Genomic DNA, 14,315 nt, shown 5'->3' on the forward strand with positions numbered 1-14,315 from the left:
TTCGCCATAGCGTTGAGTGACCAGTGACGCGGTTCTCAGGGTGGATGCCCGATCTGGTCACGCTGAGGAGTGTCACCATGCCGTATCCGTGCTCCTGTTCGACTCCGGCCACCGGTCGGTGGCCTCTGATGGGGGTGCGGTCCGCGTCCGGTCCGGCTCGTCGGAGCCGGCCGTACGCGGTGAGCTGAGTGCGGCCAGTGCCTCGCTGCGGTCCGGCTGGGGCCGGGGCGCGGGAGCGTCGGTGGACGCCGTGGCATCGGTACGCCCGGCGGCGGTCACCACCGCGGCCAGCCCGGTGGTCAGCGGCACGGCGGCGATCAGGCCGAGGGTGGCGACCGCGCTGCGGACGATCTCCTGCGCGAGGAACTCGCTGGTGAGGATCTGCCCGATCGGCCGCGAGTCGGCGGTGAGCAGGAGCAGCAGGGGCAGTGACGCGCCCGCGTACGCCAGCACGATGGTGTTGACGGTGGAGGCGATGTGCGCGCGGCCGACCCGGGTGGCGGCACGGTACAGCTGCAACCGGGTCAGCCCGGGGTTGGCGTTCGCCAGTTCGGTGACGGTGGCCGCCTGGGTGACCGTCACGTCGTCGAGCACCCCGAGCGATCCGATGATGATGCCGGCGAGCAGCAGACCGTGCAGGTCCACGTCGCCCTGGAACATCGACAGGGTGGTGGCGTCCTCGCTGCCGAAGCCGGTGAGGTGGGTCGCGGCCGTGGCGATGGTGGCGAGCACGCCGGTCAGCACCAGGCTGCCCAAGGTGCCGAGCACTGCGACCGAGGTCTGTGCGGTGACCCCGTGGGTCAGATAGAGCACCACGAACATGATCAGGGCCGCGCCGACCACCGCCACCAGCAGCGGTGACCTGCCCGCGCTGATGCCCGGCAGCACGAAGGTGAGCAGGATGGCGAAGCTGGCGGCCAGCCCGGCGAGCGCTGCCAGGCCCCGCCACCGACCGAACGCGACGATCGCGGCCGCGAAGACCACCGCCAGCCACACCATCGGGGTGCCGCGTTGGTGCTCGGCGATGTTCCAGTTGCTGACGGTGGGATCGATCGGATCGGCCAGTTCGACCAGGACGACCTCGTCGCCGACCTCGACCCGGGGTGCGCCGGGCCCGTCGGGCACCGGTGTGCGCACCTGCTGGCCGGCGGTCGGCCCGTCGTCCACCCGGACGTCGACAGTGCCGCACCGCCCGTCGCCGACCCTCGGTGTGCCCTCCGGAACCGACGGCACCGGCGGGCACGGCTCGCTCACCACCCGGGTGACAGTGCCGGGGTAGCGCGGCACGTCCGCACCACCGTCGGTCTGCGGTGACCCGCCGCGCGGCCAGAGCAGCACTGCGGCCAGCACGGTGGCGACGAAGAGGGGTACCACCGTCACGACGAGGATCCGTCGCACCCGTGGTGGGGCGGACGGAGCGGGGTGAGTGTGGTCGGCGGCCAAGGTGAGACTCCCAACGATCCGGTGCGGGATACGGGTCAGCGGGCCGGGCGGTTCACCGTTGCGGTGGAAACGCGGCGGACGGCGGGGCGGATCGCTGCCTGACGACCGCTTGATCACGGACGGTCAGTGCTCGGCCCGGTCGGCCGGGGGCGCCGCCACGACGTGGCGGCGCCGGTGCCCGACTGTGCAGCGGCATTCGGAGGGCCATCGTGGGAGATGCTAGCCAGCCCTCCCGGGGGTTGCAGGTCGTGGCGGAGTGTCGGGCGGCCGAACCGCTCGCGCGGCGGTCTCCGAGGCGGCATGTTGGAGCCGCCCGGCCGGTGGCCGAGGCGGTCGCCGCCGACCTCGGCTTCCGACCTGGGGTCGACGAGGTCTTCGCCGAGGTGCTGCCGGCGGCGAAGGACGATCGGGTGGCCGAGCTCCAGCGGCGGGGGTTGGTCGTGGCGATGGTCGGTGACGGGGTGAACGACGCGCCGGCGCTGGCCCGGGCGGACGTGGGTATCGCGATCGGCGCGGGCACCGATGTGGCCATCGAGTCCGCCGGGGTGGTGCTGGCGTCCTCGGACCCGCGCGGGGTGGGTGCCGTGGTCCGGCTGTCCCGGGCGTCGTACCGGAAGATGCGACAGAACCTGGCCTGGGCGGCCGGCTACAACGTGGTGGCGCTGCCGCTGGCCGCCGGGGTGCTGGCCTGGGCCGGCGTGGCGTTGAGCCCGGCGCTGGCCGCGGTGCTGATGTCGGCGTCCACCATCGTGGTGGCGCTCAACGCGCAGTTGCTGCGCAGGGTCCGTCTCGACCCCGCGCCGGACTGAGCCCGGTCAGCCGCGCTTCATGAGCCGGCCGACCGCCGCCATCATCTCGGTGGCCATCTCGTCGGCCCGACCCTCGGCGGCGCCCTCGTGCATGCAGTGCCGGGCGTGCCCGTCGAGCAGCCCGAGGGCCACCTTGTCGAGGGCGGCCTGGATGGCGGAGATCTGGGTGAGCACGTCGATGCAGTAGCGGTCGTCGTCGACCATCTTCTCGATGCCCCGGACCTGCCCCTCGACGCGGCGGAGCCGCGCGAGCAGCTGGTCCTTGCTGGCGGTGTATCCGCGGATCGGGGTGGGTGCGGTCATGTCGACAAGGATAGCGTACCCCCAGGGGGTATGGTACGGTCGGTTCTGTTGAGATACCCCCACGGGGTACCGGTACCGCGAAGGAGACGATCCAATGGTCAACACGACGTACCAGGTGCAGGGCATGACCTGCGGGCACTGCGTCAGCGCGGTGAGCGCCGAGGTCGGCGCCATCGCCGGCGTGCGTGACGTCCAGGTCGACCTCGCGGCCGGCCGGGTCACCGTCAGCAGCGATCAGCCACTGGACACCGCTGTCATCCGAGCCGCAGTCGACGAGGCCGGCTACGACCTCGTCGACGCGTGATCGGCGGGCCGACGTGCGCACCGTGACGAGACTGGCCGGGTTCGCCGTCGGCCTGGCGGCGATCTTCGGCGCCACCTACGGGATCGGCCGGGTCGTCGACACCGCCCCGGTCGCCGAGAGCCGGCACGACGATGCCGCCACCACCCCGACGGCGGACGAACGGGGCGGGACGGCCGACCGGCTCCCCGGCGGGCTGCTCGTCTCCGACCGGGGCTACACCCTCGAACCGGTCGACGCCCCGGCCGACGAGTTCGCCTTCCGGATCGCCGGCCCGGACGGCCGCCCGGTCACCCGGTACGACGTGGCGCACGACAAGCAGATGCATCTGATCGTCGCCCGTCGGGACCTCTCCGGCTTCCGTCACGTCCACCCCGAGCTGGCCCCGGACGGCACCTGGCGGGTCGACACCCCGCTGGCCGGCCCCGGGCAGTGGCGGGCGTTCGCCGACTTCACCCCGACCGGGGGCGAACCGCTGACCCTCGGCGTGGACGTGACAGTCCCCGGCGAGTTGACCGAACGGCCGTTGCCCGCTCCGGCGACCAGCACCACCGTCGACGGCTACACGGTCACCCTGACCGGAGCGCCGCAGCCCGGCCGCACGTCGTCGCTGACAGTGACCGTCAGCCGGGACGGTCAGCCGGTCACCGACCTGGAGCCCTACCTGGGCGCGTACGGGCACCTGGTGGCTCTACGTCGGGGTGATCTGGCGTACCTGCACGTGCACCCGGACGGAAAGCCCGGCGATGGGCGCACCCGGCCCGGTCCTGCCGTCACCTTCCTCGCCGAGGTGCCCTCGGCCGGCAGTTACCGGCTCTACCTCGACTTCCAACACGGCGGGCGGGTGCACACCGCCGAGTTCACGGTGGTCGCCGGCGCTGCCCCGACCAAAGGGGCCCCCACCCCGAGCGGGCCCGCACCGACCGGCGGGGCCGACCACGGCACCCCCGGGCACGGACACAACTGACGGGACCAGAAGATGACCACCACCAGCAGACCGCTGCCCGAGGCGCCGAACCGGATCGAACTGGCGATCGGCGGGATGACCTGCGCCGCGTGCGCCGCCCGGATCGAGAAGAAACTCAACCGGATGGACGGGGTGACCGCCACTGTCAACTACGCCACCGAGAAGGCGACCGTCCGGTACGCCGACGGCGTCACGCCGGACGACCTGATCGGGACCGTGCAGAAGACCGGTTACACGGCGGCGCTGCCGGCCCCGCCCAGCGCCGAACCCCCGGTGGACCCGTTGCGGGGGCCGCGTACCCGGCTCTGGGTGTCGGTGGCCCTGAGCGTGCCGGTGGTCCTGCTGGCCATGGTCCCGGCCTGGCAGTTCGACTACTGGCAGTGGTTGTCGCTGACCCTGGCCGCCCCGGTGGTGGTCTGGGGTGGGCTGCCGTTCCACCGGGCCGCCTGGACCAACCTGCGGCACGGCGCGGCCACCATGGACACGCTGGTGTCGCTCGGCACCCTGGCCGCGTTCGGCTGGTCGCTCTGGGCGCTCTTCCTCGGTGACGCGGGGATGCCCGGCATGACGCACCCGTTCAGCTTCGACATCACCCGGACCGACGGCGCAGGCAACATCTACCTGGAGGCGGCCGCCGGGGTCACCGTGTTCATCCTGGCCGGTCGCTTCTTCGAGGCCCGTTCCAAGCGGACTGCCGGCGCCGCACTGCGCGCTCTGCTCGACCTCGGGGCCAAGGAGGTGACGGTGCTGCGTGACGGCGTGGAGACCCTGATCCCCGTGGACCGGCTCGCCGTCGGTGACCGGTTCGTGGTCCGCCCCGGGGAGAAGATCGCCACCGACGGGGTGGTCGACGAGGGCACCTCCGCTGTCGACGCCAGCATGCTCACCGGTGAGTCGGTGCCGGTCGAGGTCGGCCCGGGTGACGGCGTGGTCGGCGCCACGATCAACGCGGGTGGGCGGCTCATCGTCACCGCCACCCGGGTCGGCGCGGACACCCAGCTCGCCCGGATGGCCGACCTGGTGGAGCAGGCGCAGAGCGGCAAGGCGGCCGTGCAGCGGTTGGCGGACCGGATCTCCGGGGTCTTCGTGCCGATAGTCATCACCCTCGCCGTCGGCACTCTCGGTTGGTGGCTCGGCACCGGGGCCGGTCCGACCGCCGCGTTCACCGCCGCCGTGGCCGTGCTGATCATCGCCTGTCCGTGCGCGCTCGGCCTGGCCACCCCGACGGCGCTGCTGGTCGGCACCGGTCGGGGCGCTCAGCTCGGCGTACTGATCAAGGGCCCGGAGGTGCTGGAGTCGACCCGCCGGGTGGACACCGTGGTGCTCGACAAGACCGGCACCGTGACGACCGGCCGGATGACACTGGTGGACGTGGTGCCGGCGAGCGGCGTGGACCGGGCCGAGCTGCTCCGGCTCGCCGGGGCGGTGGAGGCCGCCTCCGAACACCCGATCGCCCGTGCGGTCGCGGCCGCTGCCACGGACGCGGGCGCGCTGCCCCCGGTGACCGCCTTCGGCAACCTCGAAGGGCTGGGGGTGACCGGCACTGTCGACGGGTTGGCAGTGCTGGTCGGCCGGGTCCGGCTGCTGCGCGAGCGTGAGATCGACGTACCGCCGGAGGTCGAGTGGGCCGTGCGTGACGCGGAGGCCGCGGGCCGTACGGCGATCGTCGCCGGCTGGGACGGACAGGCCCGCGGCGTGCTCACCGTCGCCGACGTGGTCCGGCCGACCAGCCGGGCGGCGGTGGCCCGGCTGCGCGGGCTGGGGCTGACCCCGGTCCTGCTGACCGGGGACAACACCACTGTGGCTCGTGCGGTCGCCGCCGAGGTGGGCGTCGACGAGGTGATCGCCGAGGTGCTGCCGGCCGGCAAGGTCGACGTGATCAAGCGGCTTCAGGCCGAGGGGCGGTCGGTGGCGATGGTCGGTGACGGGGTCAACGACGCCCCGGCGCTGGCCCAGGCCGACCTGGGGCTGGCCATGGGCACCGGCGCTGACGTGGCGATCGAGGCAGCCGACCTCACCCTCGTCCGGGGCGACCTGGACGCGGCGGTGGACGCCATCCGGTTGTCCCGGCGCACGCTCGGCATCATCCGGGGCAATTTGTTCTGGGCGTTCGGATACAACGTGGCGGCCCTGCCGTTGGCCGCCGCCGGGCTGCTCAACCCGATGATCGCCGGCGCCACGATGGCGCTGTCCTCGGTCTTCGTGGTGGCCAACAGCCTGCGCCTGCGTCGCTTTCGTCCGGCCGCTGCCGATCTGTGACGACGGTAATGGTTGGGCCGGTGACGGCGGGGGTACCTCTGTGGTTGTAGCGACGCTCGCAATGGAGGTTGGCATGGCTTTCGACGACAAGATCAACAACGCCACCGAGGACGCGACCGGCAAGCTGAAGGAAGGCGCCGGTCGGGCCACCGACAACGAGCAGCTGGAGGCGGAGGGTCGCGCTGACCAGTCCACCGCCAAGCTCAAGCAGGCGGGCGAAAAGATCAAGGACGCCTTCAAGAGCTGACGTACGACGTACCCCGCACGCCGGGCCGGTGATCATCACCGGCCCGGCGTGCTGTGTGTCCGGCCTCTCTCGCCGACCCTGAGATCCCCCTGATTCTGTTTTCCGTCCGCACCGCAGCTCGCCGGCACCTGCTAACTTTCCTTGGCATGTGCAAGGGCTGGTTATGAGCACCGCCTCACCGCCGACCGGCGACGACCTGGTCCGGGTGCTGGCCACCCTGGCCAACCCGCACCGGCTGCGGGTCGTCGCCGCGCTGGCCCGCGAGCGTGCGTACGTCAGCGGGCTGGCCCGGCAACTGGGCATCAGCCGGGCGCTGTTGCAGGTCCACCTACGGAAGCTGGCGGCGGCCGGGCTGGTCACCGCCCGCCTGGAGTTGTCGGAGGACGGGAAGGCCATGAACTACTACGAGGTGGAGCCGTTCGTGCTCACACTCACCCCCGCTGTCATCGCGGCGGCGGTCGAGACGCTGACAGTGCCCGAGTCGGGCGAGCAGCCGGGAGCACAGCGATGAGCGAGCACGACTGGACCGAGGTGGTCGGCGCGATCGGCATCTTCGCCTTCCTGATCAGCGTGGTCACTGTGACCGTCGTGCAGCTCGCCAAGACCCGGCGGGCCCGGTACGAGGCGGACCGGGCGGACGACTACCGCCGGCTCGCCGAGACGGCCGCTCAGGCCCAGGCGGAGAACGCCCGACTGCTCGCCGCGATGGACGGCCGGCTGGGCGGGATGGAGACCCGGATGACCACGCTCGAACGCGTCCTGCGCGAGGTCGACTGACCCGGCGGGCGAGAGCGGCCCCGGGCCGTCGAGCGGCTACTCGACGGCCCGGGTGGAAGCAGCATCACCTCGCCCAGTGGGCGAGTTTCACCGGCAACGCTCCTTCGAGGAGAGGACAGCACCTCATGCTGCGCGTACGCAAATCCGCAGTCGGCTGGGCGGTCGCCCTGGCCCTCACAGCAGCCGGCCTGACCCCGGCGAGCCCGGCCGCCGCCCGAGCACAGCCCGCCCCGACGATCGACTGGCGGCCCTGCGCCGAGGACAGCAGCGCCGAGTGCGGCACCCTGTCGCTGCCGGTGGACTGGGACCGACCCCGAGGTGAGCGCTTCGACCTGTCGCTGGCCCGCCGGGTCGCCAAGCCGGCCACCCGGGAAGGCGCGCTGATCTTCGGCCCCGGCGGGCCGGGCGACAGCGGTGTCGACCGGGTGGTGGACGGCAGCTCCCGGTTCAGCACCGACCTGCGTGCCCGGTTCGACATCGTCAGCTTCGACCCGCGCGGCACCGGCGACAGCCACCCCGTGGTCTGTGCCCGGGACCTGCTCGCCCGGCAACCACAGCTGATCGCCGACCAGGCCCAGTTCGACGCCGTCCTGGCCAACAACGCCCTGCTGCGCGCCGACTGCCGGGCCCGCACCGGGGCGCTCTACGACCACGTCGACACCACAAGCGCCGCCCGCGACCTGGACGCGGTCCGCGCCGCGCTCGGAGAGCGGCAGTTGACCTTCCACGGCAGCTCGTACGGCACGTTGCTCGGGCAGCGGTACGCCGAGCTGTACCCCGACCGGGTCCGGGCCATGGTGCTCGAGGCCACGATGGACCACAGCGTCGGCACCCGGGCCTTCCTCGACAGCCAGGCCGTCACCGCGGAGGGCGCGTTCGACGAGTTCGTTGCCTGGTGTGACCGGTCCACGGCCTGTGCCCTGCACGGTCGGGACCTCCGGGCGATCTGGGCCGGGCTGCACGTGCGGGCCGAGCGCGGCCTGCTGACCGACCCGAAACGGCCCGGGGTGGTGCTGACCCCGTTCGATTTGAGCCGGCTCACCCACAAGGAGTTCTACGACACCTGGCGGTGGCCGGGGCTGGCCGAGTGGATCGTCCGACTGGAGGGCGCCGCCATCACGCCGAGCGTCCGTCCGTTGGCGGACGAGGCCGTGGCTCCGTACCCTTTCGCGGTTTTCTGCCAGGACTGGAGCCTGCCGGTCCGCGACTACCGCGAGTACGTCGGACATCTGCGCCGGACGGCCCGGCTCGCGCCGGACCTGCGCTACCCGCCGGCGCTGTTCGCGCTGGTCACCTGTCTGGGCACCCCGACGCCGGTCGCCAACCCGCAGCATCGGCTACGGGTCCATACCGACGTGCCGCTGCTGCTCGCCGCCACAGTGCACGACCCGGCCAGCGGCTACGGCTGGGCGCGCAACGTGGCGCGGCAGTTGGGTCGGCACGGCGCGCTGCTCAGCTACCAGGGGTGGGGCCACGGCAGCTACAGCAGCAGCCCGTGCGTGCAACGAGCCGTCGACTCCTACCTGATCGATCAGGTGGTGCCCGCCGGGGGTGCCAGCTGCCCGGCCGTCGAACCCGAGGTGTGACGGCCGCTGCCGGCCGCCGGGTCGCCCGGCGGTCGGCAGCGGTGTGCTCAGCGTCGTCGGGTGGCGCGTACGACCACGTCGTGCAGCGGGACCTCCCGGCCCGGCATCGTGCGGCGTTGCTCCTCGGCAGTGATGATCTCCCAGGTGCTGCTGTCCAGGCCAGCGGTGATGTCCGCGAGGGTGACCGATGCCTCTTCCGGCGGGTGGTGTCCGTGCCCATGCCCGTGCCCGTGCCCCGCCGCGGTGGCTTCCGCGGTGTGCAGATGCCCGACGATGAGGAGGGTGCCGCCGGGGGCCACCCACCCAGCGACGCGGTCGTAGAAGGCCAGCTGCGGCATCGCGGGGTGCGCGTAGTGCGTCGTTACCAGGTCGAACCTCGTCTCCGGGGCCCAGGTCGTCAGGTCCGCCTCCACCCATCGCACTCGCTCGGACACCCCGCTCTCCGCTGCGCGTTCGGCGGCTCGGGCGAGCGCGACGGGTGCGATGTCGACAGCGGTGACCTGCCAGCCGTGGGCGGCGAGCGAGATTGCCTCGGCGCCCGCGCCGCACCCGGCGTCCAGCGCCGAGCCCGGTGCCAGAGCGCCGATCTCCCGGGCCAGGTACGGGTGCGCGGGACTCGTGCTCATCGCGCCGGGACGGTCGTGGTGTGCCTGGTGCCAGTGCCGCTCCCAGTAGTCCTTGTCGAACTCGTGCTGCTCGGTCATCGGTGCCTGCTCCTTCGCGCGTCGGCAACGACTGTGACCGGCGACCGGACGATGCGCAAAGATTATTGCCAAAACGGCAAGACGATGTCGCTCACCCCTGCCCGGTCAGCCGGGCCGCCCGTACCTCCAGGTAGCGCTGCTCGGGCCGGCTCGTCGTGCCCCGCGCCGCCACCAGGTACGCCTCCCGCGCCGCACCGACCTCCCCGGCCAGCTCCAACAGGTGAGCCCGGACGGCGGCCAGCCGGTGGTGCCCGGCCGTGCGTTCGTCGGCGTCCAACGGCGTGAGCAGGGCGAGCCCGGCCCGGGGCCCGTCGACCATGGCCACCGCCACCGCCTGGTTGAGGGTGACCATCGGGTTCGGCGCGATCCGGGCCAGCAGTCGGTAGAGCGCGACGATCTGCCGCCAGTCCGTCTCCGCCGCCGTCGACGCCTCGGCGTGCACCGCGGCGATCGCCGCCTGGAGCTGGTACGGGCCGGGCGGCGACCAGGTCAGCGCCTCGGTGATCAGGGCGACCCCCTCCGCGATGGCGGCGGAGTCCCACCGGGAACGGTCCTGCTCGGCCAGCGGCACCAACTCCCCGTCCGGCCCCACCCGGGCCGCCCGGTGCGCGTCGGTCAGCAGCATCAGCGCCAGCAGCCCGGTCACCTCGCCGTCGTCGGGCAGCAGCCCGCGCAGGATGCGAGCCAGCCGGATCGCCTCGCCGGTCAGCTCGGCCCTGCGCAGATCCGGGCCGCTGGACGCGGTGTAGCCCTCGTTGAAGATCAGGTAGAGCGCCCGCAGCACCGTTCCCAGCCGCTCGCCCCGCTCGGCCGGCCCGGGCATGGTGAACCTCGCCCCGGCGGCCTCGATCCGCTGCTTGGCCCGCCGGATCCGTTGACTCATCGTCGCCTCGGGCACCAGGTGCGCCCGGGCGATCTGGGCGGTGCTGAGACCGCCGACCGCCCGCAGGGTGAGCGCCACCTGCGCCGATCCGGGCAGCGCCGGGTGGCAGCAGAGGAACAGCAGTGTGAGGGTGTCGTCGTCGGCCGGAACGGCGGGCTCCGCGTCCGCCGAGGGCGCCACCGCGGCGTACGCCGGCTCGCGCCGCGCCACCACCACCTCGCGGTCCCGGCGCGCGCTCTCGCTGCGCCACTCGTCGGTGAGCCGTCGGGTGGCCACTGTGAGCAACCAGGCGCGCGGACTGTCCGGTACGCCCTGCCCGGGCCACTGCGTCGCGGCGGCGAGCAGCGCCTCCTGGACCGCGTCCTCGCATCTGTCGAACTGTCCGTGCCGACGGACCAGCAGGCCGAGGACCTGCGGCGCGAACGTGCGCAGCAGATCCTCGACCGTCCGGTCCTCGGTCACATCTCCGTCCCGGCCTCGTCCATGATCGGGCGGACCTCCATCGCGCCGCCGTACCTGACGTCCGGCCAGCGGGCGGCGATCTCGGCAGCGCGCTGCGGGCTGTCGCAGTCGACGGCCAGGTAACCGGCGAACTGCTCCTTGCTCTCCATGAACGGGCCGTCGAGGACCTCGGGGCTGCCGTTTACGAGCCGGACCGTCGACGTCTGCGACGGACTGGCCAACGCCTGGCCGCCGATCAGCTCGCCGGTCTCGGTCAGCTCCTTCATGATCTCGTCGACCTCACCGAAGAGCGTGGTGCGCTCCTGCTCGCTCAGCTCCTCGGTGAAGCCGGGCCGGTTCCAGATCAGCAGCATGTACTTCACGGCGATGCTCCTCAGGCTCCGGTCGCACCCAACCGGGGCGCGACTCACCGGAGGGTCGGAGCCGTTCCCCCGATCCCTACCGCGTACCGAAGAAAATCGCAGAAACATCCGCTGGGTGCGTTCCCACGCCGGATGGTTCAGCGCGGATCGGGTCGGCCGGGCACCTGTCGGGGCTTCCGGGCACCGCCGACGTCCAGCGAAGCCCGGTCGGCGGCCGAGGTGCCGGACGACCAGCCCTCGGCGTCGCGCACGCTGAGCCGGTGCCGGGTGACGCCGGGAAAGAGCGTGTCCAACCGCTCCCGGACCGCCTCGCCCCGCGCCGCGAGCACCGGCAACAGCCGTTCCGCCCCGGCCGTCTCGGCCGCCGCCTGGTCCGCCGCGTTTGTCGCCGCCTCGGTGGCCGTGCGCAGCCGCTCGCCGATCCGCAGCGCGAACGCGTTGAGGAAGGACTCGTCCCAGACCTTCGTCCGTCGCCCCGACCCCGGCCGGCGCTCGGCACGCCCCCGCAGCATCGCCGCAGTGGCCTGGACCAGCAGCGACGTGTAGAGCAACTCCACCGCCACCAGATCGGCCGGCCAGCCCAGCACTGTGGCGAAGCCGAGATCGTCGGACCAGACCGCCTCGCACCGGTTCGCCGCCGCCACCTCCTGCACCAGCAGCGCCTTCGCGCCCGCGTACGGGGCGTCGGTGCTCAGGCGTACCCCGCCGGGCAGGTCTCCGCGCTCCGACCCGGCTGCCAGCAGCGCCTCGTCGATGCTGTGCCGGGCGATCAGCTCCTGGGCCTTCCCGGTCAGCGCCTCCGCCTCCGCCGGGAAGGTGGTCGACTCGGCCTTCGCCAGCAGCGCCCGCACCCGATCCAGCATCGGCGACCCGCTGCGAGCCGTGCCCGCAGTGCGGGGCAGTGCCGCGCCGCTCGTGCCCGGCGGTGGGCGCAGCACCGCGATCGGCGGCAGGCTCTCCACCAGCGCGAGGGTGTCCACGGCCGCGCGGAGCGCGTCGGCCCGGTCTAGACCCTCCCGGATTGCCCAACCCGCCAACACGCCGCCGTCAGCACCGCCCTCGGTGGCCACCAGCTCGCGTAGCTGGTCGTCCCACCAGGCCGGGATCGGCTCGGCCTGGACGCGTCGCTGGACGGCCATCGCGGCACGGACCAGCCGGGCCGCGCGGGCGTCGAGCCGTCGACCGGTGATCCGGTCCACGTCGACCGGCTGCCAACCGCGCGGCCAGAGCCGGCCCAGGCCGCGGACCAGGCGACGCAGCAGAGCGGCGTCCACCGCCGTGGTGCCGTCCGCGGCGCCGGTGCCGACCATCAGTTGGTCCAGCTGCCGTTCGGCCTGCCGTACGTCAGTGCCGCGCACCGCCGCGAGCGCGTTGGCGACGAGTTCGTCCGCGTCCGGCACGGGCACCTCCTTCTCGGTATCTGGCTGTCGCTGCCCCTCCAGGCTCCATGATCATGCCGTCAGTGGCCCGGAAGTCACGAAACGGGGATGTGCCACCGAGCCAATGGGCCTTCCCGCCGCGTCGGCCCGGCATGTTTCGTGCGGTTCGGGGTATTTGCAACCTGATCCAGCTGACTGCGAGGTGTGTGGTGGTCGATTCGAGCCTGTCGAGGCCCCGTTCCGCCGACGTTCGTTCCTCCACCCTCGTCGGCGTCCTGATCGGCATCGCGATCATGGCCGCGGTGGACGAGATCGTCTTTCACCAACTCCTCGCCTGGCACCACTTCTACGACCGCTCCACCCCCTCGGTGGCGCTGCTCTCGGACGGGCTGCTGCACGCCGCCGAGGTGATCGCCCTGGTCGGTGGGTTCTTCTGGTTCGCCGACCTGCGTCGACGGCATGCCCTGGCGAGCCGGCTGGCCTGGGGTGGCTTCCTGCTCGGCGCCGGAGGATTCCAGCTCTTCGACGGGCTCGTCGACCACAAGGTGCTCCGACTGCACCAGATCCGCTACGGCGTACACCTGGTGCCGTACGACGTGGTCTGGAACGTGGCCGGCGCTGTGCTGCTGCTGGCCGGCGTCGCCGTCCTGTGGCGGGCCCGCTCCCGCCGGCCCGGCGCCGGCCCCCGATGACGGTGGCCGGGCCGCTGGCGCACGCCGGACACGATGCGGCCGGGCCGAACTGGTTCCCGCTGTTCCCGGTCGCGTTGTTGGCGGTCGCCTACGTGCTGGCCGCCGTTCGGGACCCGCGGGGTTGGGACCACCGACGCACCGCCTCCTGGCTGGTCGGCTGCGCCCTGCTGGCGGTCGCCGTCGGACCGCTGGCCCAACTCCCCGACAACCCGAGCGGGCACATGACGCAGCACCTGCTGCTGGGCATGCTGGCCCCGCTGGGGCTGGTGCTCGCCGCCCCGGTGACGCTGCTGCTGCGGGTAGCGCCGCCGCCGGTACGCCGAGCGGTCGGCCTCCTGCTGCGCGCCCGTCCGCTGCACCTGCTCGCCCACCCGGTCACCGCCGCGCTGCTGACCACCGGCGGGTTGGCGTTGGTGCTGCTCACCCCGCTGTACGCGGCGGCCGAACGGCAACCCGTCCTGCACCACGCCGTGCACCTGCACTACCTGGCCGCCGGGTACCTCTTCGCCTGGTCGTTGGCCGGGCCGGACCCGGCGCCGCGTCGCCCCGGACTGGCGGTACGGGTCGGCGCATTACTGGCCGCGTCGGCTGGCCACGCCGTGCTGGCCAAGTACCTGTACGCCCAGGCCGAAACCCTCCCGCCCGGCCTCAGCGACCGGGACCCGGAAGCGTTTCGCTCGGCCGCCCTACTCATGTACTACGGCGGCGACCTGGCCGAGCTGCTCCTGGCGGCAGCCCTCTTCGCCACCTGGTACCACTCCCGCCGCCCTCGCCCTCGCCCTCGCCCTCGCCCGTCCCCACTCCCGTTGATCAAGAAGTTTGCGTCACCGGAAGGCAGTTCCTTGACGCAAACCTCTTGATCAGCTCGAAGGCGGAGTGGCCAGTGCGGCGGAGAGTCGGCGGAAGAACGAGCGGATCTCGTCCTCACCGTGGTGCGTCTCAGCCTGGTCGTTCAGCGGGCCCGAATAGCGCAGCGCCTGGTCCAGTGCGTCCCGCGTCTCAGCCCGGTCTCCCGGGTAGAGCCCGGCGGTCACCCCGTCGACGACCCGGGTCACTACCGAGTCGTCGAGCACCCGGTCGAACTGGATCCCGTAGAGGATTCCGTTGACGTGGCCCTTCCAGCTGTCCGTACCCATGCTCG

16 protein-coding genes and 1 pseudogene are annotated in these 14,315 nt (G+C 72.6%); 10 read left to right on the top strand and 7 right to left on the bottom strand.

From position 1 onward, the window contains the following. Nucleotides 1-72 precede the first annotated feature (72 nt). Nucleotides 73-1,443: a YibE/F family protein gene (locus tag ABZ794_RS06230; RefSeq protein ID WP_210782873.1), complete on the bottom strand. Its 1,371-nt coding sequence runs from the start codon at nt 1,441-1,443 to the stop codon at nt 73-75. Nucleotides 1,444-1,754: 311 nt separating this feature from the next. Here ABZ794_RS06230 and ABZ794_RS06235 point away from each other — a divergent pair. Continuing rightward, nucleotides 1,755-2,252, top strand: a pseudogene (locus ABZ794_RS06235) (HAD-IC family P-type ATPase); the annotation flags it as partial. A 6-nt stretch (nt 2,253-2,258) separates the two neighbouring features. On the opposite strand, the gene ABZ794_RS06240 reads toward ABZ794_RS06235, so the two are convergent. Beyond that, nucleotides 2,259-2,555 carry a metal-sensitive transcriptional regulator gene (locus tag ABZ794_RS06240; RefSeq protein WP_030329541.1) on the bottom strand — a complete coding sequence of 99 codons (297 nt, stop codon included), beginning with the start codon at nt 2,553-2,555 and terminating at the stop codon, nt 2,259-2,261. 94 nt (nt 2,556-2,649) lie between these two features. Here ABZ794_RS06240 and ABZ794_RS06245 point away from each other — a divergent pair, with 94 nt between their 5' ends. The 7 genes from ABZ794_RS06245 (at nt 2,650) to ABZ794_RS06275 (ending at nt 8,692) form a co-directional block, all read left to right on the top strand. After that, on the top strand, nt 2,650-2,859 hold the full coding sequence (locus tag ABZ794_RS06245) for a copper ion binding protein (protein WP_210782875.1): 210 nt from the start codon (nt 2,650-2,652) through the stop codon (nt 2,857-2,859). Between the two features lie 13 nt (nt 2,860-2,872). After that, nucleotides 2,873-3,823, top strand: coding sequence for a hypothetical protein (locus ABZ794_RS06250; RefSeq protein ID WP_210782877.1), 951 nt, complete (start codon nt 2,873-2,875; stop codon nt 3,821-3,823). Between the two features lie 12 nt (nt 3,824-3,835). Continuing rightward, nucleotides 3,836-6,082, top strand: coding sequence for a heavy metal translocating P-type ATPase (locus ABZ794_RS06255; RefSeq protein ID WP_210782879.1), 2,247 nt, complete (start codon nt 3,836-3,838; stop codon nt 6,080-6,082). A 73-nt stretch (nt 6,083-6,155) separates the two neighbouring features. Continuing rightward, entirely contained in the window at nt 6,156-6,329 is a 174-nt protein-coding gene (locus ABZ794_RS06260; protein WP_210782881.1) for a CsbD family protein, read from the top strand. Nucleotides 6,330-6,492: 163 nt separating this feature from the next. Further along, complete coding sequence (locus tag ABZ794_RS06265) at nt 6,493-6,840, top strand: helix-turn-helix domain-containing protein (RefSeq protein WP_210782883.1); 348 nt, start codon at nt 6,493-6,495, stop codon at nt 6,838-6,840. Beyond that, the gene (locus ABZ794_RS06270) at nt 6,837-7,106 is read left to right on the top strand and encodes a hypothetical protein (RefSeq protein WP_091395128.1); all 270 of its coding nucleotides are present in this window, start codon (nt 6,837-6,839) and stop codon (nt 7,104-7,106) included. The genes ABZ794_RS06265 and ABZ794_RS06270 overlap by 4 nt, the downstream gene beginning before the upstream one ends. Before the next feature lie 125 nt (nt 7,107-7,231). Then, the gene (locus ABZ794_RS06275; RefSeq protein WP_210782884.1) at nt 7,232-8,692 is read left to right on the top strand and encodes an alpha/beta hydrolase; all 1,461 of its coding nucleotides are present in this window, start codon (nt 7,232-7,234) and stop codon (nt 8,690-8,692) included. A gap of 47 nt (nt 8,693-8,739) precedes the next feature. Here the strand turns inward: ABZ794_RS06275 and ABZ794_RS06280 are convergent, their stop codons facing one another. The 4 genes from ABZ794_RS06280 to ABZ794_RS06295 all read right to left on the bottom strand — a co-directional run bounded on the left by ABZ794_RS06280 (nt 8,740) and on the right by ABZ794_RS06295 (nt 12,503). Beyond that, nucleotides 8,740-9,396 carry a class I SAM-dependent methyltransferase gene (locus ABZ794_RS06280; RefSeq protein WP_210782885.1) on the bottom strand — a complete coding sequence of 219 codons (657 nt, stop codon included), beginning with the start codon at nt 9,394-9,396 and terminating at the stop codon, nt 8,740-8,742. Between the two features lie 91 nt (nt 9,397-9,487). Continuing rightward, nucleotides 9,488-10,741 carry a DUF6596 domain-containing protein gene (locus ABZ794_RS06285; RefSeq protein ID WP_210782887.1) on the bottom strand — a complete coding sequence of 418 codons (1,254 nt, stop codon included), beginning with the start codon at nt 10,739-10,741 and terminating at the stop codon, nt 9,488-9,490. After that, nucleotides 10,738-11,094 (bottom strand): YciI family protein, encoded by a 357-nt coding sequence (locus ABZ794_RS06290; protein WP_238690835.1) that lies wholly within the window; start codon nt 11,092-11,094, stop codon nt 10,738-10,740. The genes ABZ794_RS06285 and ABZ794_RS06290 overlap by 4 nt, the downstream gene beginning before the upstream one ends. Before the next feature lie 146 nt (nt 11,095-11,240). Next, nucleotides 11,241-12,503 (bottom strand): DUF2786 domain-containing protein, encoded by a 1,263-nt coding sequence (locus ABZ794_RS06295; protein WP_210782891.1) that lies wholly within the window; start codon nt 12,501-12,503, stop codon nt 11,241-11,243. Nucleotides 12,504-12,691: 188 nt separating this feature from the next. Between ABZ794_RS06295 and ABZ794_RS06300 the strand changes: the two genes are divergently transcribed. Together ABZ794_RS06300 and ABZ794_RS06305 are read left to right on the top strand one after the other, a co-directional pair. Continuing rightward, nucleotides 12,692-13,174, top strand: a complete 483-nt coding sequence (locus ABZ794_RS06300) for a DUF2243 domain-containing protein (protein WP_210782893.1) — start codon at nt 12,692-12,694, stop codon at nt 13,172-13,174. Next, nucleotides 13,171-14,034 (top strand): cytochrome c oxidase assembly protein, encoded by an 864-nt coding sequence (locus ABZ794_RS06305; protein WP_357514498.1) that lies wholly within the window; start codon nt 13,171-13,173, stop codon nt 14,032-14,034. The genes ABZ794_RS06300 and ABZ794_RS06305 overlap by 4 nt, the downstream gene beginning before the upstream one ends. Here the strand turns inward: ABZ794_RS06305 and ABZ794_RS06310 are convergent, their stop codons facing one another. Further along, nucleotides 14,035-14,310: a hypothetical protein gene (locus tag ABZ794_RS06310; protein ID WP_238690727.1), complete on the bottom strand. Its 276-nt coding sequence runs from the start codon at nt 14,308-14,310 to the stop codon at nt 14,035-14,037. Nucleotides 14,311-14,315 lie beyond the last annotated feature (5 nt).

Origin of the sequence: Micromonospora sp. NPDC047187 (genome assembly GCF_040643355.1) — a bacterium.
Taxonomy (GTDB): Bacteria; Actinomycetota; Actinomycetes; order Mycobacteriales; family Micromonosporaceae; genus Micromonospora; species Micromonospora salmantinae.